This is a genomic window from Frigoribacterium salinisoli (assembly GCF_054781095.1).
Genome location: NZ_BAAGVB010000005.1, coordinates 141,563 through 162,995 on the forward strand (window position 1 = coordinate 141,563; position 21,433 = coordinate 162,995).

Here is a 21,433-nt window from a genome sequence, read left to right on the forward strand (position 1 = left end):
TCGCCGACCGGCCGCCCCCGTGGACGCCTCCACCACGACCGTCGCCGACCCTCCCGCGGGCGGGGTCGCTGCTCCCCGACGCCGCCGCGCCGACCCGTGGTCGACGGGCGCGGCCCTCGCCGTGCTCGCCGTCGTCGTCGGCCTCGCGATCGCAGCCGGCGCCTGGCACGCCTCGGGGGGCCGGTGGTTCGTCGTCGAGACCGCCTCCATGGGGCGGGCGGCCCCCGTCGGCACGCTCGTCGTGACCCGTCCCACGACCGTCGCGACCACGGCACCGGGCGACGTCGTGTCGTTCCGCCCCGCGCTCGAGCCGGGCGCGGTCTACACGCACCGCGTCACGGCGGTCGGGGCCGACGGCCTGCGGACCAGCGGCGACTCGACCGGCGCCGTCGACCCGTGGGCCGTCACCGACGCCGACCTGCTCGGCCGCGCCGTCGTCCTGGCGCCGGGCCTCGGCTGGCTGCTGCGCGCGGTGCCCGCGCTGGCGCTCGGCGGGCTCGCGCTCTGGGGCCTGGGCACGCGCGTGCGCGACCGTGCGCGCCGGGCGTCCCTGCGCCTCCTGGGCGCCACCGTGCTCGTCACCGCGACCGTCGCCGCGCTCCGCCCGCTCGTCGGAGCCGAGGTGCTCTCGACGACCATGGTCGACGGCACGCCCACGTCGGTCGTCGTCGGCACCGGCCTCGCGCCCGTGCGCGTGGCCGTGCAGGCCCCCGACGGCGATGTGGTCGACCTCGTCAGCGGCGCCGTCGGCACCCTCGCCCTGCCCCCCTCGGGCGCCCGCACGGAGCTCGTCACCTCGCTGCACCTCGACGGCCCCGGGACGGTGCTGCTCGCGCTCGTGTGCGCGCTGCCACTGCTCTGGGTCCTCGTCGTCGGCCTGCCCGGTCGTGCCCCGCAGGAGGCGCGGTGACCGCCCGCCTCGTCCGTCGCGTCGCGCTCGTCGCGGCCGCCGTGCTGCTCGCGGGCACCGTCGCCGTCACGGGCGGCGGCGGTCCCCCGACGACCCGGGCCGGGTTCACGGCGTCCGTGGACGACCCGTCCGGCACGACGGGCACGGCGCAGTCCTTCCGCTGCGCGGGCTCGACGGGCGCGGACCGCTCGGGGGCGCTCTTCACGTGGCCGCTCGACGACGCCGAGCAGGCCCGCCGGGCCGCCGACTCCTTCACGGGGCCGACGAGCCGCAAGCTCGAGGACCACACGGGCGACACGGGCACGACCTGGGCGAAGCTGCCGACGGGGACGGGCCTCACGCAGGCCGCGCTGTCCGGCGACGGGCGCGTGCGCAAGGGCGGCACGTCGAGCCAGGGCAACACGGCCCTGTACCGCTCCTCGCTCGTGCCGCCGTCGGCCGACTACACGGTGACGGCCGTCGTGCACCAGCAGACCGCCCAGGCCGCCGAGACCATCGGGATCGTCGCCCGACTGGACGAGTCGTCGCCCTCGGGCACCTACTACTCGGCCCGCTACGAGCAGGCGGAGCGGCGCTGGGCCCTCGCCGCGGTCGTGGACGGCACCCGGACCGTCCTCGGCACGGCACCCGGCAGGCTCGTCGACGGCGGGACCGCCCGCCTGTCGCTCGACCTGGCCGGGACGCGCCTCCGGCTGCTCGTCGACGGCGTCGAGGCGGTCGTGCTCAGCGACTCCCGCATCGGCGGTCCGGGACGGGTCGGCATCTCCATGGGCGACCCCGCCCGCGGTGCCTACGACGTCTCGACGACCCAGGGCATGCTGCTCGACGACTTCGGCGTGCAGCAGATCGCCTCGAACGCCGGTGCCCGCGACGTCTCGGGGCGTTCGGCGACCGGCCAGCGGCTCGGCTCGCACGTGCTCGGCCCGCCCGTGACCGGTGGCGGCTGCCCGCGCGACGGCGGCGGGGCGACGGTCCTCGACGGCGCAGGGAGCGCCGTCGTGTGGCCCACCCAGCAGTCGGACCCGCAGACCTTCAGCATCGAGCTGTGGGTCCGGACCGCCGCCGACAGCGGGCGCCTCATCGGCTTCGGCGACCGGGCCTCCGGCCCCTCGACGACGACCGACCGTCACCTCTACGTCGACGCGGCGGGGCGGCTCGTCCTCGGCGTGCGCTCGGTGGACGTGCGGACGGTGACGAGCCCGGGCCGGATCGACGACGACCGGTGGCACCACGTCGTCGGCACGTTCTCGCGCAGCACGGGCCTGCGACTGCACGTCGACGGCGTGCGGGTGGCGAGCGACCCCGGCGTCACCTCCGCGCGGTCCTACTCGGGCTACTGGCGCGTCGGCTACGACGACCTCGGGTCGGGCGGGTGGCCCGGCGTCGCCGGCTCGGCCCTCGCCGGACAGGTCCGCTGGGCGAGCGCCTACTCGGTCGTGCTCACCGACGAGCAGGTGCGACGGCACTGGGAGTCCGGGCGCTGAGGCCCGCCGGGCGACCCGGGCCGTGGTCGTCGTCCGCTGGGCGCAGCGACGGCCGCCGGACGGCGCCCGTCCCAGGGCACGCCCAGCCTCGGCGAGCACGGTCGAGAGACCACCCCGACAGCCCACGAAGGAGATCCTCGTGCCCATGATCACCGTCCCCGCCACGGCGGAGGCCCCCGTCGCCCTGCACTACACCGACGCCGGCGCCGGCAAGCCCGTCGTCCTGGTCCACGGCTGGCCCCTCAGCGGCCGCTCGTGGGAGGGCCAGGTCCCCGCGCTCGTGGAGGCCGGCCACCGCGTCATCACGTACGACCGCCGCGGCTTCGGCCAGTCGTCGCAGCCGTGGGACGGCTACGACTACGACACCTTCGCGGCCGACCTGAACACCCTGATCGAGACGCTCGACCTGCGCGACGTCACCCTCATCGGCTTCTCGATGGGCGGCGGCGAGCTCGCGCGCTACGTCTCGACCTACGGCCAGGACCGCATCGCGAAGCTCGTCTTCGCGAGCGCCGTGCCGCCGTACCTCTACAAGAGCGACGACAACCCCGACGGAGGCGTCGACGACGACCTCGCCGCGTGGTTCCACGACGGCATCGTCGGCGACCGGCCGGCGTTCCTCGAGGAGTTCGTCACGATGTTCTTCACGGCGGGCAAGCCCTCGCTGCTCAACAAGCCGAAGGTCAGCGACGCGCAGCAGGCCTACGCGCTCTCGATCGCCGAGATGGCGTCGCCGAAGGGCACGCTCGACTGCACCGTGGCCTTCGCGACGACGGACTTCCGCGACGACCTCACGAAGATCACCGTCCCGACGCTGGTGATCCACGGCGACAGCGACGCGATCGTGCCCTTCGAGGTGAGCGGCAAGCGCACCCACGAGGCGATCGCCGGCAGCGAGCTCGTCCTCATCGAGGGAGCACCGCACGGCGTCACCGTTTCGCACAAGGAGGAGTGGAACCGCCACGTGCTGGCGTTCCTCGCCAAGTAGGCGGCTCCGCACCTCCTGACAGCACCACGACGGCCGGCGCCCCCGAGGGGACGCCGGCCGTCGTGGTGCCGGGGGCCGTGCGACCTAGTGGCGGCCGCCGGGCTCGTCGCGGTCGTCCACCGCACGCGTGACGGGCTCGTGGTCGACCGTGGCCCGGTCGCCCTTCGCCGCGTCGCCGCGGGTCTTGAGCAGGCTGAGCACCGTCGCGACGGTGATCGTCGCCCCGATGAACAGCAGCGAGAACCAGATCGGGATCTCGGGGACCCAGAGCAGCGGCTCGCCACCGTTGACGAAGGGCAGCTCGTTGACGTGCAGGGCGTGGAAGACGAGCTTGACGCCGATGAAGGCCAGGATCACCGCGAGGCCCTGCGAGAGGTACACGAGGCGCTCGAGCAGGCCGCCGATGAGGAAGTAGAGCTGGCGCAGGCCCATCAGCGCGAACGCGTTCGCGGTGAACACGATGTAGGCCTCGTTCGTGAGGCCGTAGATCGCCGGGATCGAGTCGAGCGCGAAGACGAGGTCGACGAAGCCGATCGCGACGACGCAGAGCAGCAGCGGCGTGACGAAGCGCTTGCCGTCGATCTTCGTCGTGAAGCGGTCGCCGTCGAACTCGTCGTGCACGGGCAGGACGCGCCGGGCGATCCTCACGACGAGGTTGTCGCCGGCGTCGCCGCCGTGGCTGCCCTTGAGCTGCTGGTAGGCCAGCACGAACAGCAGCGCACCGAAGATGTAGAAGACCCACGAGAAGTTCTCGATGAGGGCCGCGCCCACGGCGATGAAGATGCCGCGCATGACCAGGGCGATGACGATGCCGATCATGAGGACCTTCTGCTGGTACATCCGCGGCACGGCGAACGCGGTCATGATCAGCAGGAACACGAAGAGGTTGTCGATCGACAGCGCCTTCTCGGTGAGGTAGCCGGCGAAGTACTCGCCGCCGTAGCCCCAGCCGCTGACGAAGCCGATGCCGACGCCGAACAGCAGCGCGAGGCCGATGTAGAAGGCGGACCAGCGGGCCGACTCGCCGATGGTGGGTTCGTGCGGCTTGCGCACGTGGACGAAGAACTCGTACACGAAGAAGGCGATCGTCACGCCGATCGTGATCAACCAGGTGGTGGTGCTGACGTTCACAGGTGCTCCAGGGAAGGGGAAGAGGGGGTGGGGGCTGAGGGGGGCCAGCGGTGCGGGCGCCGGGAGGTCACGTCGACTGCACGGTGGCGTCGATCTCGCCGACCAGGATCTCGATGACGTCCTCGAGGTAGAGCAGGCCGACGGTGCGGCCCTCGGCGTCGAGCGACTTCGCCACGTGCGCGCCGCGGCGGCGGAGCACGGCGAGGGCGTCCTCCAGGTCGGCGTCCCTCGGGACGCCCTCGAGCCTCCTGAGGCGCTTCGCGGGGATCGGCGCGAGGAACCCGTCGGGGTCGGTGAGGTCGAGGACGTCCTTCATGTGGACGTACGCCGTCGGCTCCCCGTCGGGGTCGGCGAGGACGTAGCGCGAGAAGCCGTGCTCGGAGACGGCGGCGTGCACGTCGGCGGGCGTGGCCCGCTCGGGGAGGAGCACCATCTCGTCGAGCGGGACGTCGACGTCGGCCACGTGCTTCTCCGTGAACTCGAACGCCCCGGCGAGGGCGCCGGAGGCGTCCTCGAGGACGCCCTCGCGGCGCGACTGCTCGACGATGCCGGCCACCTCGTCGAGCGTGTACGTGCTGTTCGCCTCGTCCTTCGGCTCGACCTTGAACAGCCGCAGCACGCCGTTCGCGATGCCGTTGAGCGACCAGATGACGGGGGCGAACACCTTCGAGACGAGCACGAGCGGCGGCGCGAGCAGCAGGGCGGCCCGGTCGGGCACCGAGAACGAGAGGTTCTTGGGCACCATCTCGCCGAACACCACGTGGAGGAACGTGACGAGGACGAGCGCCACGGCGAACGCGATCGCGCTGATCGCCGCGGGCGACAGGGCCGTGAGCCCCAGCGGGATCTCGAGCAGGTGGTGGATCGCGGGCTCGGACACGTTGAGGATCAGCAGCGAGCACACGGTGATGCCGAGCTGGCTGGTCGCCAGCATGAGCGTCGCGTGCTCCATGGCCCACAGGGTGGTCCTCGCGGCGCGGCTGCCCTCGGCGGCCCGGGGCTCGATCTGCGAGCGGCGGGCGGAGATGACGGCGAACTCGGCGCCCACGAAGAACGCGTTGCCGATCAGCAGGACGACGAGCCAGGCGATGCCCGGCAGGTACTCGCTCATCGTGCGGCCTCCCTGAGGTCGAGCACGGCCTCGTCGTGCGCCGTGGCGGCGCGGGCGACGGAGCGCGTGGCGGGGTCGGTGTCGGGGTCGTCGGGCAGGTAGCGGAGGCGCACGATCCGGGCGCCGTCCACGCGCTCGACGCGGAGGCGGCCGGCCTCGACCGGGACCTCGTCGCCGAGCTCGGGCAGCCGGCCGAGCAGGCCGGTCACCACGCCGCCGACGGTGTCGTGCTCGCCGTCGTCGTCGATCTCGACGCCGGCGCGGTCGGCCAGCTCGTCGGGGCGCCAGGAGGCGTCGAAGGTGACCGACCGGCCGCGACGGAGCATGCCCGTGCGGTGCCGGTCGTGCTCGTCCTCCAGCTCGCCGACGATCTCCTCCACGAGGTCCTCGAGGGTGACGAGGCCGGCGGTGCCGCCGTGCTCGTCGGAGACGACGGCGATCTGGTGCCGCTCCGCCCGGAGCAGCGTGAGGAGGTCGCCGGCGTCCATCGACTCCGGGACGTGGCGTGCCGGGGTCTGCAGCTCGACGGCCGTGACCCCGCCGCGCTCGGCCACGGGCAGCCGGAAGGCGCTCTTGACGTGCACGAAGCCCGTCACGGCGTCGGGGGTGCCGTCCACGACCGGGAACCGCGAGAAGCCGGTCGCGAGCGCGGCGGCGACGATCTGCTCGGCGGTGTCGTCGACCGAGACCGACGTCATCCGCACGCGGGGCGTCATGACGCCCGCGGCGTCGCGCTCGGCGAACCGCAGGGTGCGCGTGAGGAGCGTGGCGTCGTCGGCCTCGAGCAGCCCGGCCGTGGCCGAGTGCTTGATGAGGTACGAGAGCTCCTCGGCGCTGCGCGACCCGGAGAGCTCCTCCTTCGGCTCGATGCCGAACGAGCGGATGATGCGGTTGGCGGTGCCGTTGAGCAGCAGGACGACGGGCTTGAACACCGTCGTGAAGAGCGCCTGCAGCGGCACGACCAGCTTCGCCGTCTGCCGGGGCAGCGCGAGCGCGAAGTTCTTGGGCACGAGCTCGCCGATGATCATGGAGAACAGGGTCGCCAGCACCACGCCGACGATCGTGCCCACGACCGGCACCGCGCCCGCGGGCAGCCCGAGGTCGCCGAGCGGACCGGCGAGCAGGCGGCTGACCGCGGGCTCGAAGGTGTAGCCCGTGAGGAGCGTCGTGAGCGTGATGCCGAGCTGCGCGCTCGACAGGTGCGTCGACGTGATGCGCAGGGCCTTGATGGTCGGGCCCAGGCGTCGCTCACCGCGGGCCTGACGACCCTCGAGGTCGTTGCGGTCGAGGTTGACGAGCGCGAACTCGCTGGCCACGAAGACGCCGGTGCCGACGGTCAGCAGGAGGCCGACGCCCAGGAGGAGCACGTCGGTCACGAGGTCCGCCCCCTGACACGGTCGATCGGTGCGGTCGAGAGGTCACGGGGCGGAGGCCTGTGAGAAGGGGGGTCGTCCATGAGGCACGAAGATATGGGAGCAGCCTGGACGTGTTCCTCCAGGAAGCTGAAGGACCGCCTGCATCGTGCAGACCGCGCAGCCTTCACCCCTCGGTGCGGCGCTCGCCCGAGGGCTGCGAGGCCTCCTCCACGACGACGACCACGACGTCCGGGTCGTCGACGGGGGCGTCCGCCCGGCGCGCGTCCTCGTCGGTCGCGCCCTCGTCGGCCGCGTCCCCGGGGGTCGCGTCCTCGCCGGCCTGCGACGTCGGCTCCTCCGGGGCGCCGGCGTCCTCGGCGCGGTCGGCGCCCGCACGGGCGGCGTCGGCGGCGGCCCGGAGGCGGTCGGAGGCCTCGGCAAGCGCGCCCCGCGCCCGCGTCCCGGCGTCGGAGGCCTTCTCGGAAGCGTCCTGCGAGGCCGCGTCCAGGGCCTCCTGGGCCTTCTCGGACGCGTCGCCGGCCGCGTCGCGGACGCGCTCGGAGGCGTCGCGGACCTGCTCGGTGGCGGTGCCGGCCGCGTCGCGGGCCCGGTCGGCGAGGTCGCGGCCGCGCTCCGACGCCGCGTCGACGGCACCGGAGGCGGTGTCGGAGACCCGGCCCGCGGCGTCCTTCGCACGGTCGGCGACCCGGCCCGCCGCCTCGGCGGCCGGCGACGGCTCGTCGTCGGCGGGGGTGTGCACGTCGGCGACGACGACGTCGACGGCCACGGCGGCACCACCGAGCTGGGCGAGGGCGTCGCGGACCTGCTCGCGCACCTGGTCGGCGACGCGGCGGACGGGCGAGGGGTACTCGACCACGACGGTCACCTCGACGACGAGGCGCTGCGGGTCGTTGTCGTCGACGCGGACGCCCGCCACGCCGGAGTCGCGCAGCAGGACGCGACCGGCGGCCGACGCGGCGCGACCCGCGGGCGTGCCCAGGGAGTGGACCCCGGAGACGCCGAGGGCGGTGACGCCCGCCACGGAGGCGGCGTCGGGCTCCGGGGAGCCGTCGGCGGTCCGGTCGCCGACGACCGACGACAGGTCGACGCGGCGCGGGGCGGGGCGGTGGTCGGCGGGGGTGCCGGTGGTGGTGTCGCTCATCGTGGTCCTCGATCTCGTCCGGGGTGCGGGGTACGGCGGTGGGGCGCCCGGTGCGGGCGCGGTGCGGCACGAGGGGCGGACGCCGGCCTCCGGCGTCCGCCCCTCGTGCCAGGGGCGTCAGGCCAGTCGCGTGGACGAGGCCATGCTGGTGCGCAGGCCCCCGGCGATCTCGACGACGACCGGGGTCTGCTGCCCGAGGGCCTCGTCCCACCGCTCGACGACGGACTCGACGGTGCGCCGCACGTCGGTCGGCGAGGATCCCCGCCGCGCGTCGGCCTTGACGCGGAGCACCGTGGTGCCCTGCACGTCGTAGGCGACGACGTCGACCGCGACGAGGGACTCCTCCTCGGAGAGGGCCTCCTCGACGGCCTGGGCAGCGACCTTGGTCGAGACGACCACGCTGCCGGAGCCGCGACGCTCGCCCTCGACGGGCACGACGAGCAGCTCGCCGGTGCGCCCGCCACCGCGGTGGAGCACGAACCAGAGCAGCAGGAGCACGAGGACGAGAGCCACGGCGGCGGCCACCCAGAGGATCCACGGCTGCGCCTCGAGCGCGTCGGTGGTGGGCCCGGTGACGGACTCCGCGGCGTCGGCCACGGGGCGCTGCACCTCGGGCAGCAGGGCGCCGACGGCGACGACCGCTCCGCCGAGGAGCAGCACGAGGCCCACGACGAGGACGAACGCGCGGTTCAGAGCACGGTTGGTGTCGTTCATGCGCCGACCTTCCCCTTCTTCGACAGGCGGACCTTCGCGGTCAAAGGCGGCTGGAGGTCGTAGCCCTGCAGCTCGTCGCGGAGCGCCGCCTCGATGGCACGGGCGTCCGTGGGACGGCCCGCGGCGGTCTGCACCTCGACGTCGGCGCGACGGGCACCGACCGTGACGCGGACGGCGTCGGGGTCGACCTCGCCGGCGTAGCCGGCCGTGCGGGCCAGGTGCCGGGCGATGACCCGGTCGTCCACGATCACCGCGGAACGCCCGGAGGTGCTGCCGCGACGGCCCTTGCGGCCCGGCGCGACGGCGAGGACCACGAGCACGAGCCCGACCAGTGCGACGACCACGGCGATCGCCGTGACGGCGCCGGTCGCGCCTCCTGCCGCGCCGAGCACGGCCGTGACCGCGTCGGTCGGGGCCACGAGGAGGGCGGGCTGCCCGAGGGCGGCCAGGACCGCCTCCGTGCCGAGCCAGGCGAGCGCGAGCATCAGGAGGACCGCCACGACGACCGCGAGGACCGAGCGCGACGAGTGGGTCTCGCGCCGGACGATGCGCCGGTAGACGCTGGTGGTGTCGGTCACGAGACCCGCCTCCTCTGCTGGAGCTCCGCACCCGTGATGCGGAGGTCGACGCGTCGCACGTCCGACCCCGTGAGGGTGAGGACGCGCTCGCTGATGGTGGACTGCGCCGACGACAGGCGCTCGACGAGCGAGCTGCCGCCCGTCGAACGGCCGAGGGGCGTGAGCCGCACCGGCGACTTCGCGACGATGCTCAGGGCCCCACCGAGGTCCTCGAGCTCGACGGACACGGAGGAGGTCGGGACCTCCATCGCGTCGGCGGTGACGGCCGTCACCACTCGACGCACCGCGCGAGCCGTGATCTTCGTCCGCCCCGGGAGGTGCGGGTCGGCCGCCACCGGGGCGGTCACGACGACCGCCGCCCGCGCAGGGCGTCGGCGACGCCACGGAGATCGAGCTGGCCGCTCGAGACGCGGCCGACGGCCCAGCCGATCGCGATCGCGACGGCGACGAGGACGAGGCCCCAGAAGCCGAAGGCGAGACCGGTCAGCGCGAGGACCGCGCCGATGAGCATGCCCTGCTGCGAGGCGGTCACTGGACGCGCGCCTCGTTCTTGTCGGCGTCGCCCTTGTCGGCGTCGTCGGAGGGGATGTGCACGTCGGAGACCGTCACGTTGACCTCGGTGACCTCCATGCCCACGACCTGCGAGATGGCGTCGGTGACGCTCTTGCGGACGTCGTCGGCGACGCGCTGCAGCTCGACGGGGTACTCGGCGACGATGACGATGTCGGCGGCGACCTGCTTCTCGCCGACCTCGACGCTGACGCCCTGGCCGCGGTCCTGCTGGTTGACGGCGTTGCGGATCGCGCCGAGGGCACGGGCCGCGCCGTTGCCGAGGTCGTGCACGCCACGGACCTCGCGGGCGGCGATGCCGGCGACCTTCTGGACGACGCCCTCGGCGATGGTGTTCTTGCCGTTGCTCGACGAGTCGGTGTTCGCGAGGTCCTTGCTGCTGCTGGTGGCGGGGGTGACGTTCGTCATGGCTGCTCCTTGGTCTGTGGTCTCGGCGGCGTCCGATCGGCCGCCGCGGTGCCCGTACGAGCGGGTCACATCATCAAGACGCGACGGGGACGCCCTGGGTCACGGTCGTTCAGCGAGCTGCCAGGTTGCGATCGTCGGGCTTCGCGGAGGGGACATCTTTGCCCTCCTCCTCCCCCCGAGCACGGGCCTGTCGGAGCAGCCGCCGGTGTACGCTCTCCGACGGCCAGGAAGGCGGCGACACATGGCTCTCATCGACATCGGCATCTACCGCGACGGGCACCGTGCGGCCTCGCCGACGGACGTCGAGGAGACCCAGGAGGCCCTCCGCGCCCAGGGCGGCTTCGCCTGGATCGGCCTCGCCCAGCCCACCGCGGCCGAGCTCGACTCGCTCGCCTCGGCGTTCGACCTGCACGAGCTCGCCGTCGAGGACGCCCGCAAGGGCCACCAGCGCGCCAAGCTCGAGCGCTACGGCGACACGCTCTTCGTCGTGCTGCGGCCCGCTCGCTACCTCGACGCCTACGAGCGCGTCGAGTTCGGCGAGCTGCACGTCTTCACGGGACCCGACTTCGTCGTCACCGTGCGGCACGCCTCCCGCCCGGACCTGGCCGTCCTGCGCCGGGGCCTCGAGGCGGACCCGGACGACCTCGCCCAGGGGCCGCACGCGGTGCTCGCCGCCGTGCTCGACGAGGTCGTCGACGGGTACGCCCCCGTCGTCGCCGGGCTGCAGCACGACATCGACGAGATCGAGGACGACCTCTTCGACGGCCAGGTCGACCCCGCCTCCTCGCGTCGCATCTACCAGCTGCTCAGCGAGGTCATCGGGTTCCAGCGCGCCATCGGCCCCCTGCCCGACATGCTGCAGGCGCTGCTGCGCGGTGCGGGCAAGTACGGCGCGCACGACGACGTGCAGAACTCGCTGCGCAACGTCCTCGACCACGCCCTGCGCGTGACGGAGCGTGCCGATACGTTCCGGGTGCTGCTCGAGAACGCCCTGACGCTGCACTCCACGCTGGTGACGCAGGAGCAGAACGACGCCATGCGCCGCATGACGAGCGCGAGCCTCGCCCAGGGCGAGGAGAGCCGCCGGCTCGCCCGTGCCTCGATCGAGCAGGGCGAGCAGGTCAAGGCGATCTCGTCGTGGGCGGCGATCCTCTTCGCGCCGACGCTCATCGCGTCGATCTACGGCATGAACTTCGACCACATGCCCGAGCTGCACTGGACCTTCGGTTACCCGATGGCCATCGGCATGATGCTCCTGCTGGCGCTCGTGCTCTTCGTCGTGTTCAAGAAGAAGCACTGGCTGTAGCGGCGGCGCGGCCCCCGGCCGACCGGGGGGGGGAGACCGGGCCGCGGCCCCCGCGAGGGCGCGGTCAGCGGGCGAGGGTCTCGCTGGGGTACTCGCCGAAGCGCTCGGCGTACGAGCCGGCGAAGCGCCCCAGGTGCCCGAACCCCCACCGGCGGGCCACGTCGGCGACGGTCGCCGTCGATGGGTCGAGGCGGAGCAGCTCGACGCGGGCCCGGTCGAGGCGCAACCGGCGCAGGTACTCGCTGGGGGTGACGCCGACGTGGCGCGTGAACGCCTGCTGCAGGCCCCTGACGGTGAGCCCGACCTCCTGCGCCACCGCGGTCGTGTCGAGGGGCAGGTGCGCGGACGCGTGCATGTGCTCGATCGCCTGGCGCAGGCGTGCGTTGCGCGGGGCGAGCACGGCCTCGGGCAGGTCGAACGCCTCGTGCGGGAAGGTCCGCAGCAGCGCGACCGCGACGCCGCGGACGGCCTCGGCGCGCGCGAGCTCGTCACCGGGAGCAGGAGGCGCGAGGATCGCCCGCGCCGCCTGGCCCACCGCGGCGGTCCAGCCGGGCAGGGCCTCGGGGCGCGGGCCGGCACCGTGGTGGAAGTGCAGCCGCCCCGTGACGCCCTCCTCCTCGGCGGCGACGCGCTCGAGGAAGGCGGCGTCCACGTGCAGGAGGTTCTGCTTGTGGTCCTGCACGTCGAAGCGCTGGGCCTTGCCGGTCGGGAAGATCGCGGGCACCCCGCGCTCGAGCGCGACCTCGTCGCCGCCGAGGTCGAGCGTGCCCCGCCCCGAGGTGAGCCAGGTGACGACGTACTCGCCCTCCGTGCGGATCTCACCCCGGACCCTGCCCAGGAACAGGTTGCCGTGCAGGGTGACCTCGCCGTCACCGGAGGTCGTATAGCGATAGGCGAAGGGCCCGTCGGTGGGCTCGATGCGGAAGTCGCGACCGTTGTAGGCGTCCTCGTAGAGCGCTCGGGCCTCGTCGACGTCCCTGCCGACGACTTCGGAGCGCGCGACGGAGCGCAGGTCGTTGGTCACCCCGAGAGCCTGTCAGCGACGACCGACAGTCGGCTGTCATCCGTGCGCTCAGTGGACATCCGGCGAGGGGTCGGGCAGGGGAACGGCGGACGCGCGCCCTGGTCCGATCAGGCCGTACGGGGCGGACCCAGGGCCTTGACGAGCGCCAGGCGCAGGCCCGGGCGGGCGATCCGGGCGACGGGCGTCCGCGACAGCGGGGGTCCGTCGACCACGAGCTCGACCTCGCTGCCGTCCGTGGAGGCGTCGGCCAGCCACCAGGCACGCACGCCCGTCGGGAAGGTCCGACCTGTGGTCCCGGGCTCCGTGCCCACGGTCAGGGCACCGTCCCGCACGGCGATCCAGCCGCGGCGGTCACCCTCGTCGACGGAGCACTCGAACTCGAGGCCGAGGTCGGGCGCGGGTCGGTCGTCGAAGGAGACGAGGGCGGCGTCGAGACGGGGCGTGCCGAACCGCCGCACCCCGAGGTGCGTGATCTTCGCCGCCTCGCTGCGGCCCAGTCGGTGACCCGTGGTGGGGTCCGTCGGCCCCCCGGCCAGGTCGTCGGTCCAGCTGTCGCTCATGCCCCGTGCCTCCGTCCTCACCCCAGCTGTCGTCGATGTCGTGTCGCAACGGGCCGATCTCCCTAGACGGTCTCGTTACACCGTCTAGCAAACCTCCTTTCGCCCTCGACGTCGAGCCGAGCGAGCGTCGTGTTCGCACGGAGGACAGGACTCCTCCCCGCCGGCACGGCCATCGGACGACGTGCTGTGCATCCCCTGACCGTTCTGCGCCCGACCGGTCGCTGACGTCGTCGACCGTCCCAGACCGGGCATCCCCCGGTAGGCCGCACCAGGCCGCCCGCCCCACCACCGAGGCGGCCGTGTCGGACCGACGCGCGCCGCCGGACAGATCGCGTCGACGTACGTCGCGCGCCCCCTGGGCGGCATCGTCTTCGGCCGCCTGGGCGACCGCGTCGGCCGCCAGAAGGTCCTCGCCACGACGCTCGTCCTCATGGCCGCTGCCACGTTCCTCATCGGCGTCACGCCCGACTACGGCACCATCGGGGCCGCGGCCCCCGTGCTGCTCGTCCTGCTGAAGCTCCTGCAGGGCTTCTCGACCGGCGGCGAGTACGCGGGCGCCACCACCTTCGTCAGCGAGTACGCCCCGGACGCGCGTCGCGGGTTCTTCGCGAGCATCCTCGACCTCGGCAGCTACCTGGGCTTCGCGCTCGGCGCGGCCGTCGTGTCGGTCGTGCAGCTGCTCACCACCGAGCAGCAGATGCTCGACTGGGCGTGGCGCCTGCCGTTCCTCCTCGCCGGCGTCATCGGGACGGTCGCGATCTACTTCCGGCTCAAGATCGAGGAGTCGCCGGCCTTCCAGGCCGTGCAGGACGCCCAGGAGCAGGCGACCGACGAGATCGCGGAGGCCGAGGGGCGACCCCGCACCACGTTCGAGCTGGTCCGTCGGCACTGGCGCCCCATGCTCGTGGCCGTGGGCCTCGTGGCCGCGCCGAACACCGTCGGCTACGCGCTGACGAGCTACATGCCGACCTACCTCACGGACTCCCTCGGCTACGACCCCCTGCACGGGACCCTCCTGACGATCCCCGTGCTCGTGCTGCTCGCCCTCCTGCTGCCCCTCGCCGGCAAGCTCTCGGACCGCGTCGGGCGCCGTCCCGTGATGTGGGCCGGAGCCGTCGCGGTGCTGCTGCTCGGCCTGCCGGCGTTCCTGCTCATCGGCGTGGGCAGCGTCGCGACCACGCTCGCCGGGCTGTCGCTGCTCGCGGTGTGCGTGGCCCTCTGGGTCTCGAGCCAGGCCTCGTCGCTGCCGGCGCTGTTCCCGACCGCGAGCCGCTACGGCGGCATGGGCATCTCGTACGACATCGCCATCGCGGTGTTCGGCGGCACGACGCCCCTCGTCGTCCAGGGCCTGCTGCAGGCCACGGGCGACGAGCTCGTCCCGGCGTACTTCCTCATGGCCACGTCGCTCGTCGGCGCCGTCGCCGTCTTCTTCATGCCGGAGTCGGCGCAGCGCCCGCTCCCCGGCTCCATGCCCAGCGTCGCCACCGAGGAGGAGGCCCGGGAGCTCGTCGCCTCGCAGGACGCCGACCCGCGCCTCGACCTCGGCAGCCTGCCGTTCCTCGACCGGGAGCCGTCCGAGCGCTGACGCGGGCGGCCGCCCCGGGGCGCTCCGCCGCGGGGCGACCGCTGCTACGGTCGCCGCGTGGACCTCGTCTCGATCGACCCCGCCTCCCCCGTGCCCCCGTACGAGCAGCTGCGTGCCGGAGTCGTCGAGGCCGTCCGCTCCGGCGCGCTCGCGGTCGGCGACCGCCTCCCGCCGGTGCGCCGGCTCGCGGACGACCTCGGCCTCGCGGCGGGCACCGTGGCCCGCGCCTACCGCGAGCTCGAGGCAGGAGGCGCGATCGAGACGCGAGGACGAGCCGGCTCGTTCGTGCGCCCCCAGGCCGACATGACGGAGCAGCACGCCCGGGCGGCGGCCCGGGCGTTCGTCGCGACCGTGAAGGAGCTCGGCCTCGACGACGCGCAGGTGCGCGACCTGGTCCTGACGGAGCTCGGGGAAGATCAGCTATGAGAGAGCGGATCATCCCGGAGAGGATCCCGGTCCATCCGGAGAGGATCCCGGCGGCCCTCCGGGCACCGACCGACGGGTCGTGCCCGGGTCGAGCCCGAGTCGCACCGCGCCCGCCCACGACGACGCCCGCCCCGTCCGTGCGGTGCACGGACGGAGCGGGCGTCGGGACGCTCCGCGCGGCGGTCAGCTGTCGGCGCGCACGGCCGTGCGACGTCGCCCCAGCGCAGCGGCCGTGACGAGACCCAGGCCGGCCAGCAGCACCGTGACGCCGATCGCGGTCGGCAGTACCGCCTCCTGCCCGGTGTACGCCAGGTCGGAGGCGACGAGGCGGCCCGAGCGGTCCAGGACGGTGACCGGCGTGGGGGTGAGCACGTCGCCGGGAGGCGTCACGGACCCAGGAGGCGTCACGGACCCGGGAGGCGTCACGGAGCCAGGGGGCGTCTCGCTGCCGGGCGGCGTCGAGTCGACCGGCGGCACCGGCACGACCGGGGGCGCGACCGGCGGTGCGGGCGTGACCGGGGGCACGACCGGCGGCACGGGCACGACCGGCGGCACGGGCGTCACCGGGGGCACGACCGGCGGCACGACGGCCTCGGCGGCGACGGTCACCGTGTAGGTCGCGCTGTCGGCGGGGGCCTCACCGTTGTCGGCGGTCACCGTGAAGGTGGCGTCGCCGGGGGTCGTGGGCGTGCCCGAGACGACGCCCGTGGCGGCGTCGAGCTCGAGCCCGGCCGGCAGGTCGCCGTCGGTCACACTGAAGGTCGGGGCCGGCGTGCCGGTCGCGACGACGGTGAACTCGTACGGGGTGCCGACGGTCGCGTCGTCCGGCGTGCCGGAGGTGATGGTCGGCGACTCGGCGACGACCCCGACGGTCGGGCAGGCCTCGGGCACCGTGATGGTCGTCGTGTCGAGGGTGACCGCGCCCGTCTGCGCGAGCAGGCGTCCGACGACGGTCGCTCCGGCGGTCGTGGAGATGGACTGGTCGGCGAGGACCGTGCCGGAGAAGGCCGCACCGCTGCCGATGGTGGCCGAGCTGCCCACCTGCCAGAAGACGTTGCAGGCGCTCGCGCCGCCGGTGAAGACCATGGTGGTCGCCCCGCCGATGGTGAGCGTGCTGGCGGCCTGGATCACCCAGACCGAGTCGGCCGAGCCGGCGAAGGTCAGGGCACCCGTGTCGGCGAGCTGCACCGCACCGCCGGAGTAGACGCCGGGCGACAGGGAGCGGCCGTCCAGCTCGACGAGGCCCGTCTCTTGCGGGGTGAGTCCCGCGGCGACGCCGGAGGCGGTGACCAGGTCGGCCTTCGCCTGGACGGCACGGGGGTTCGCGACGTCGACGACGCCGTTCACGACGCCGGGGCCGCCGTCGAAGCCGGTGACGGCCGAGCCCGGGGCGAGGCCCACGTCGCCGTCGACGACGCTCGCGCCGGTGTTCGTGACGGTCGAGCCGGCGAGCACGCCGTAGGGCGCGGCCGTGCCGAGGTCGACCGGGCCGTCGACGCTGGCGGCGGAGGCAGCGCTCGCGCCGCCGAGGGAGAGGGCTGCGACGACGCCGAGGGCGAGGCCGGAGCGGAGGAGGAGGGGGACGGGCGTGGTTCGGGCCATGGCGGCACCTGACTGTCGAGGAGAGGCACTCGAACAGAGGTGTGGACACCTCTGGTGATCTCCGTTCCCCTCGTTCTACGTGCCGCCGAGGCACCCGTCGAGGAAGACCGGTCGTTTCACAGCCAGGACGGGCCCGAAGGCCCCCGAAGTGGGGGCGTCCGGGCCCGGGGAGGGCGGGATCGCGCACCTAGGCGGGGCGCACCTCGGTGGCGACGACGCGGGCGTCGGCGGGGGTGACCACGTGCTCCGGCCCCGTGACCTCGATGCTCGCCGTCGCCTCCTGCTCGGCCACCGAACCACCGACCCAGAGGTCGAACCGGCCCGGCTCGACGATGCGACGGTGCTTCCGGTCGGTGAGCGCGAGCCGGCCGCTCGGGACGGCGAAGCGCACCGTCGCGCGCTCGCCCGGTCGCAGCGTGACGCGGCGGTAGCCGAGCAGCTGCGCGACCGGCCGGGTGACCGTCGCGGCGACGTCGCGACCGTAGAGCTGCACGACGTCGGTGCCCTCGCGCTCGCCCTCGTTCGACACGCGCACGGTGACCACGAGGTCGTCGTCGGCCGCCATCGTGGGCGCCGCGACCGTCAGCTGGTCGCGCCGGAAGGTCGTGTAGGTGAGGCCGTGCCCGAAGGGCAGCACAGGGGTGCTGTCGGCGCTCGTCACGTCGCTGGGTCCGCCGAGCGTCGGGTGCAGGTACGAGTACGGCTGGGCGCCCGCCGACCTCGGCATCGACACGGGCAGGCGACCGGAGGGCGCGGTGCGGCCGCTGAGGACGCGCGCGACCGCGGTCCCGCCCTCCTCCCCCGGGAAGAACGCCTGCAGGACGGCGGCCGGTGCCGACGCCCCGCGCACGGCCCAGTCGATCGCGTACGGGCGACCGGTGAGCAGCACGAGCACGACCGGCGTGCCGGTCGCGACGACGGCCTCGACGAGCTCGCGCTGACGCCCGGGCAGCTCCAGGCTCTCGGCGTCGTTGCCCTCGCCGACCGTGCCCCGGCCGAACAGGCCGGCCCGGTCGCCCACGACGACCACGGCCACGTCGGCGTCACGGGCCGCGGCGACCGCGTCGGCGATGCCGGCGGCGTCGGCCTCCGGGTCCTCGCCCTCGACCGAGCAACCGGCCACGAGCACGCGCTCCGCGTCGGGCAGCTCGGCGCCGAGCGCCTCGTGCACGGTCGTCAGCGTGAGGCCGTGCGGCACGCCGGGGTGGTGCGCGAGGACGTGGTTCACGAAGGAGTAGCAGCCGAGCAGGCCCTCGGCGCTGTCGGCGTTCGGACCGAGGACCGCGACGCGACCCGGGCCTCCTGCGCCACCGGCGAGCGGCAGCACGCCGTCGTTCGTGAGGAGCACGACGCCCTCCTCGGCCAGCCGGAGCGCCACGTCGCGGTGCGCGGGCGAGTCGAGGTCGATCTCGGTGGGCGGTGCGTCGAAGGTCGCGTCGAGCAGGCCGAGGTCCTCCTTCTGCTGCAGCACGCGCAGCACCGCGCGGTCGACGGTGGCGACGTCCGCGTCGCCCGCCTCGATCCGCTCGCGCAGCGGCGCCAGGTAGGCGTCGCCCGTGGGCAGCTCGACGTCGACCCCGGCCTCGAGGGCCAGCGCCGCGGCCTCGCCCCGGTCGGCGGCGACGCCGTGCATGACCTCGAGGAACGCCACCGAGAAGTAGTCCGAGACGACGGTGCCGTCGAAGCCCCAGCGGCCGCGCAGCAGGTCGGTGAGGTACTCGGGCGTGCCCGCGATCGGCACGCCGTCGACCTCGGCGTACGAGTTCATGACGCTGCGCACGCCGCCGTCGAGGACGGCCATCTCGAAGGGCGGCAGGAGGACGTCGTCGAGCAGGCGCGGACCGATCGCGGCCGGCGCGTGGTTGCGCCCCGCGTTCGACGCCGAGTACCCGACGAAGTGCTTGAGCGTGGCGTGCACGCCGGCCGCCTGCAGCCCGCGGACGTAGGCGGTGCCGAGCGTGCCGACGACGTAGGGGTCCTCGGCGATGCACTCGTCGACCCGGCCCCAGCGGGCGTCGCGGATCACGTCGAGCACGGGCGCGAGCCCCTGGTGCACGCCGAGCTCGCGCATCGAGCCGCCGACGAGCGTCGCCATCTCCTCGACGAGGTCGGGGTCGAACGAGGCGCCCCAGGCGAGCGGCGTCGGGAAGGTCGCGGCCTGCCACGCGGCGAGCCCGGTGAGGCACTCCTCGTGCACGAGGGCGGGGATCCCCAGGCGGGTCTCGCGCTGCAGGCGGCGCTGCTCGCCCCACAGCCAGGAGGCGCGCTCCACGGGGTCGACCGGGCGGGTGCCGTAGACGCGGGTCAACTGGCCGAGGCCGTGCCGGGTGGCGTCGTCGTACTCGCCCGAGGGCGACATGGTGCCCTGCATCGGGGCGACGTCGTCGGTGCCACGGTCGACCCAGTAGCCGACGAGCTGCGCGAGCTTCTCGTCGAGGGTCATGTCGGCGAGGAGGGCGCGCACCCGGTCGGAGGCGCGCTCGCCCCCGGGGGGCACGGGCGCGGAGGAGGCCTCCGGTGGCGCGACGTCGCGCCGGGGATCGGTGAGGGTCATGATCGGTCTCTCTCGGGGGACGGGTGCACGGGCGACGGCACCGGGTGCGGCGGGACGGGCGCGAGCGTCATCCCTTGACCGCCCCGGTGAGGCCGCCGACGATGCGGCGCTCGAACAGGCTGAAGAAGATCAGCGCGGGCAGCATCGACAGGGCCGTGAAGGCGAGCACCCGGGCGGTGTCGACGGAGTACTGCGACGAGAACGCCTGCACGCCGAGCGGCAGCGTGAACGTGTCGGGGTCGTTGAGGATGAACAGCGGCAGGAGGTACGAGTTCCAGCTGGCGATGAAGGCGAGGATCCCCACGGTCACCACGCCCGGCATCGCGAGCCGGACGACCATCCGGAAGAAGAACCCGAGCCGGCTGCAACCGTCGAGGAACGCGGCCTCCTCCAGCTCGTCCGGGATCGCCCGGAGGAACGGCACCAGGATGATGATCGTCGTCGGCAGGGCGAAGGCGATCTGCGGCAGGATCACGCCGGCCAGGCTGTTCGTCAGCCCCAGGTCGCGGATCACGAGGTAGAGCGGCGTGATGGCCACGGTCATCGGGAACATCAGGCCGGCCGCGAAGACGGCGTAGAGCACGCCGCGCCCCGCGAAGCGGTACCGGGCCAGCACGTAGCTGGCCATGAGCCCCAGCACGACGACGCCGAGCGTGGTCGCCAGCCCCGCGATCAACGAGTTGCCGACCTGGCGCCAGAAGGTGCCGCCGGCGAGCACGTCGAGGTAGTTGCCGACCTGCCACGGGCTCGGGAACCCCGAGGGGTCCGTCGTGATCTGGGCGTTGGTGCGGAACCCGCCGAGCACGATGAACGCGACCGGCGCGAGCATCGCCACGATGACGACGGCGGCGACCACGTACGCGACGCCGCGGCCGGGATCGGCGATCCCGCGCCTCCTGCGCCCCGGTGACGCTGCGGGTGCGACGGGCGTGGCGCCCCGACGGGCGCGCTCGGTGACGGCGGTCATCGGTCCCCTCCTGCGGTGGTGACGGCGCCGGCCGTGTCGCGGCGCAGCACGTAGCGCTGGTACACGAGGGCGACGACGAGCGAGATGACGAAGAGCACGACCGCGACCGCGTTGCCGTAGCCGTAGCTGCCGGAGGTGCGGCCGTTGGCGACCATGTAGGTCGCCATGGTCGAGGTGCCGGCCGTGGCCGCGATGTACTGGCCCCAGATGATGTAGACGAGGTCGAACAGCTGCAGCGAGCCGATGATCGACAGGAACGCCCAGATGCGCAGCGTCGGGCCGAGCAGCGGGAGCGTGATGCTCCGCTGGATCTGCCACCAGGTGGCGCCGTCGATCGCGGCCGCCTCGGAGAGCTCCTCCGGGACGCCCTGCAGGCCGGCGAGGAAGAGGATCACGGCGAAGCCGACGTACTTCCAGGTGATGATGACCAGCAGGGTCCAGATGGCGACGTCGGGGTCGGCGAGCCAGTCCTGCGCGACCGCGCCGAGGCCGAGGTCGGCGAGCAGGTCGTTCACGGCGCCGTTGCCCTGGAGCATGAGGCTCCAGCCGGTGCCGACGACGACCTCGCTGATGACGTAGGGCACGAAGATGAGCACGCGGATCAGCGACTGGCCGCGCAGCTTGCGGTTGAGCAGCAGCGCCAGGCCGATCGCGACCGGGCCCTGCAGCACGAGCGACAGCACGACGATCGTCGCGTTGTGGCGCAGCGCGTCGAGGAACGTCGGGTCCTGGAAGATCGTGACGTAGTTGCGGAACCCGACGAAGTCCGTCGGGGCACCGAAGCCCTGCCAGCTGAAGAAGCCGTAGTAGGCGGCCATGACGATCGGGAACACCACGAACGCGAGGAACACGATCAGGGCGGGGCCGACCAGCAGGGCGATCTCGAGGCGCTCGCGCCCGGCGTTCCGGCGCACGGCGCGGGACCCCGCCGGGGGCGACGCGACGGCGTCGCCCCCGGCGGTGACGTGCACCGCGCCTCCGGACGGGGAGCCGAGCTC

The 21,433-nt window shown here is 73.9% G+C and carries 20 protein-coding genes and 1 pseudogene; 6 read left to right on the top strand and 15 right to left on the bottom strand.

All coding sequences use genetic code 11. The features are described from left to right. Positions 1-19 precede the first annotated feature (19 nt). The 3 genes from ACYVHQ_RS12245 to ACYVHQ_RS12255 all read left to right on the top strand — a co-directional run bounded on the left by ACYVHQ_RS12245 (position 20) and on the right by ACYVHQ_RS12255 (position 3,382). A complete protein-coding gene (locus tag ACYVHQ_RS12245; RefSeq protein WP_460513433.1) occupies positions 20-910 on the top strand; it encodes a S26 family signal peptidase in 891 nt (296 codons plus the stop codon). Further along, positions 907-2,394: a LamG domain-containing protein gene (locus ACYVHQ_RS12250; RefSeq protein ID WP_460513434.1), complete on the top strand. Its 1,488-nt coding sequence runs from the start codon at positions 907-909 to the stop codon at positions 2,392-2,394. The genes ACYVHQ_RS12245 and ACYVHQ_RS12250 overlap by 4 nt, the downstream gene beginning before the upstream one ends. A 145-nt stretch (positions 2,395-2,539) precedes the next feature. After that, positions 2,540-3,382, top strand: coding sequence for an alpha/beta fold hydrolase (locus ACYVHQ_RS12255; RefSeq protein ID WP_460513586.1), 843 nt, complete (start codon positions 2,540-2,542; stop codon positions 3,380-3,382). 84 nt (positions 3,383-3,466) lie between these two features. Here ACYVHQ_RS12255 and ACYVHQ_RS12260 read toward each other — a convergent pair whose 3' ends face one another. From ACYVHQ_RS12260 to ACYVHQ_RS12300, 9 genes are all read right to left on the bottom strand, one after another. Further along, positions 3,467-4,513, bottom strand: coding sequence for a TerC family protein (locus ACYVHQ_RS12260; RefSeq protein WP_460513436.1), 1,047 nt, complete (start codon positions 4,511-4,513; stop codon positions 3,467-3,469). A gap of 67 nt (positions 4,514-4,580) precedes the next feature. Beyond that, entirely contained in the window at positions 4,581-5,624 is a 1,044-nt protein-coding gene (locus ACYVHQ_RS12265) for a hemolysin family protein (RefSeq protein WP_460513438.1), read from the bottom strand. Continuing rightward, entirely contained in the window at positions 5,621-7,000 is a 1,380-nt protein-coding gene (locus ACYVHQ_RS12270; RefSeq protein WP_460513440.1) for a hemolysin family protein, read from the bottom strand. Before ACYVHQ_RS12270 ends, ACYVHQ_RS12265 begins: the two co-directional genes overlap by 4 nt. A 163-nt stretch (positions 7,001-7,163) precedes the next feature. After that, entirely contained in the window at positions 7,164-8,141 is a 978-nt protein-coding gene (locus ACYVHQ_RS12275; protein ID WP_460513442.1) for an Asp23/Gls24 family envelope stress response protein, read from the bottom strand. 117 nt (positions 8,142-8,258) lie between these two features. Beyond that, positions 8,259-8,855, bottom strand: a complete 597-nt coding sequence (locus ACYVHQ_RS12280; protein ID WP_460513444.1) for a hypothetical protein — start codon at positions 8,853-8,855, stop codon at positions 8,259-8,261. After that, on the bottom strand, positions 8,852-9,433 hold the full coding sequence (locus ACYVHQ_RS12285) for a DUF6286 domain-containing protein (protein WP_460513445.1): 582 nt from the start codon (positions 9,431-9,433) through the stop codon (positions 8,852-8,854). Before ACYVHQ_RS12285 ends, ACYVHQ_RS12280 begins: the two co-directional genes overlap by 4 nt. Further along, a complete protein-coding gene (locus tag ACYVHQ_RS12290; RefSeq protein WP_460513447.1) occupies positions 9,430-9,705 on the bottom strand; it encodes a hypothetical protein in 276 nt (91 codons plus the stop codon). Before ACYVHQ_RS12290 ends, ACYVHQ_RS12285 begins: the two co-directional genes overlap by 4 nt. 71 nt (positions 9,706-9,776) lie before the next feature. Beyond that, positions 9,777-9,965 carry a DUF2273 domain-containing protein gene (locus ACYVHQ_RS12295; protein WP_460513449.1) on the bottom strand — a complete coding sequence of 63 codons (189 nt, stop codon included), beginning with the start codon at positions 9,963-9,965 and terminating at the stop codon, positions 9,777-9,779. Next, positions 9,962-10,411 carry an Asp23/Gls24 family envelope stress response protein gene (locus tag ACYVHQ_RS12300; RefSeq protein WP_460513450.1) on the bottom strand — a complete coding sequence of 150 codons (450 nt, stop codon included), beginning with the start codon at positions 10,409-10,411 and terminating at the stop codon, positions 9,962-9,964. The genes ACYVHQ_RS12295 and ACYVHQ_RS12300 overlap by 4 nt, the downstream gene beginning before the upstream one ends. A 241-nt stretch (positions 10,412-10,652) precedes the next feature. On the opposite strand from ACYVHQ_RS12300, the gene ACYVHQ_RS12305 reads away from it, so the two are divergent. Continuing rightward, positions 10,653-11,717, top strand: a complete 1,065-nt coding sequence (locus ACYVHQ_RS12305) for a magnesium and cobalt transport protein CorA (protein WP_460513452.1) — start codon at positions 10,653-10,655, stop codon at positions 11,715-11,717. A 64-nt stretch (positions 11,718-11,781) separates the two neighbouring features. On the opposite strand, the gene ACYVHQ_RS12310 is transcribed toward ACYVHQ_RS12305, so the two are convergent. Both ACYVHQ_RS12310 and ACYVHQ_RS12315 read right to left on the bottom strand, forming a co-directional pair. Further along, complete coding sequence (locus ACYVHQ_RS12310) at positions 11,782-12,741, bottom strand: AraC family transcriptional regulator (RefSeq protein WP_460513454.1); 960 nt, start codon at positions 12,739-12,741, stop codon at positions 11,782-11,784. 107 nt (positions 12,742-12,848) lie between these two features. Next, entirely contained in the window at positions 12,849-13,301 is a 453-nt protein-coding gene (locus ACYVHQ_RS12315; RefSeq protein WP_460513456.1) for a hypothetical protein, read from the bottom strand. A gap of 322 nt (positions 13,302-13,623) precedes the next feature. On the opposite strand from ACYVHQ_RS12315, the pseudogene ACYVHQ_RS12320 reads away from it, so the two are divergent. Beyond that, positions 13,624-14,886 (top strand): annotated as a pseudogene (locus tag ACYVHQ_RS12320) (MFS transporter); the annotation flags it as partial. 57 nt (positions 14,887-14,943) lie between these two features. Beyond that, a complete protein-coding gene (locus ACYVHQ_RS12325) occupies positions 14,944-15,312 on the top strand; it encodes a GntR family transcriptional regulator (protein ID WP_460513458.1) in 369 nt (122 codons plus the stop codon). 183 nt (positions 15,313-15,495) lie between these two features. Here the strand turns inward: ACYVHQ_RS12325 and ACYVHQ_RS12330 are convergent, their stop codons facing one another. The 4 genes from ACYVHQ_RS12330 to ACYVHQ_RS12345 form a co-directional block, all read right to left on the bottom strand. Then, positions 15,496-16,914, bottom strand: coding sequence for an ice-binding family protein (locus tag ACYVHQ_RS12330; protein WP_460513460.1), 1,419 nt, complete (start codon positions 16,912-16,914; stop codon positions 15,496-15,498). Between the two features lie 187 nt (positions 16,915-17,101). Then, positions 17,102-19,468, bottom strand: coding sequence for a beta-xylosidase/alpha-l-arabinosidase (locus ACYVHQ_RS12335; RefSeq protein WP_460513462.1), 2,367 nt, complete (start codon positions 19,466-19,468; stop codon positions 17,102-17,104). Positions 19,469-19,535: 67 nt separating this feature from the next. After that, positions 19,536-20,435, bottom strand: a complete 900-nt coding sequence (locus ACYVHQ_RS12340; protein ID WP_460513464.1) for a carbohydrate ABC transporter permease — start codon at positions 20,433-20,435, stop codon at positions 19,536-19,538. Beyond that, the gene (locus ACYVHQ_RS12345) at positions 20,432-21,406 is read right to left on the bottom strand and encodes a carbohydrate ABC transporter permease (protein WP_460513588.1); all 975 of its coding nucleotides are present in this window, start codon (positions 21,404-21,406) and stop codon (positions 20,432-20,434) included. Before ACYVHQ_RS12345 ends, ACYVHQ_RS12340 begins: the two co-directional genes overlap by 4 nt. Between the last annotated feature and the right edge of the window lie 27 nt (positions 21,407-21,433).

Bases quoted from the DNA above. Each gene is read 5' to 3' on its own strand.
- ACYVHQ_RS12255 (WP_460513586.1), top strand. From the start codon at position 2,540: ATGATCACCGTCCCCGCCACGGCGGAGGCCCCCGTCGCCCTGCACTAC.
- ACYVHQ_RS12265 (WP_460513438.1), bottom strand. From the start codon at position 5,624: ATGAGCGAGTACCTGCCGGGCATCGCCTGGCTCGTCGTCCTGCTGATC.
- ACYVHQ_RS12275 (WP_460513442.1), bottom strand. From the start codon at position 8,141: ATGAGCGACACCACCACCGGCACCCCCGCCGACCACCGCCCCGCCCCG.
- ACYVHQ_RS12280 (WP_460513444.1), bottom strand. From the start codon at position 8,855: ATGAACGACACCAACCGTGCTCTGAACCGCGCGTTCGTCCTCGTCGTG.
- ACYVHQ_RS12300 (WP_460513450.1), bottom strand. From the start codon at position 10,411: ATGACGAACGTCACCCCCGCCACCAGCAGCAGCAAGGACCTCGCGAAC.
- ACYVHQ_RS12305 (WP_460513452.1), top strand. From the start codon at position 10,653: ATGGCTCTCATCGACATCGGCATCTACCGCGACGGGCACCGTGCGGCC.
- ACYVHQ_RS12315 (WP_460513456.1), bottom strand. From the start codon at position 13,301: ATGAGCGACAGCTGGACCGACGACCTGGCCGGGGGGCCGACGGACCCC.
- ACYVHQ_RS12330 (WP_460513460.1), bottom strand. From the start codon at position 16,914: ATGGCCCGAACCACGCCCGTCCCCCTCCTCCTCCGCTCCGGCCTCGCC.
- ACYVHQ_RS12335 (WP_460513462.1), bottom strand. From the start codon at position 19,468: ATGACCCTCACCGATCCCCGGCGCGACGTCGCGCCACCGGAGGCCTCC.
- ACYVHQ_RS12340 (WP_460513464.1), bottom strand. From the start codon at position 20,435: ATGACCGCCGTCACCGAGCGCGCCCGTCGGGGCGCCACGCCCGTCGCA.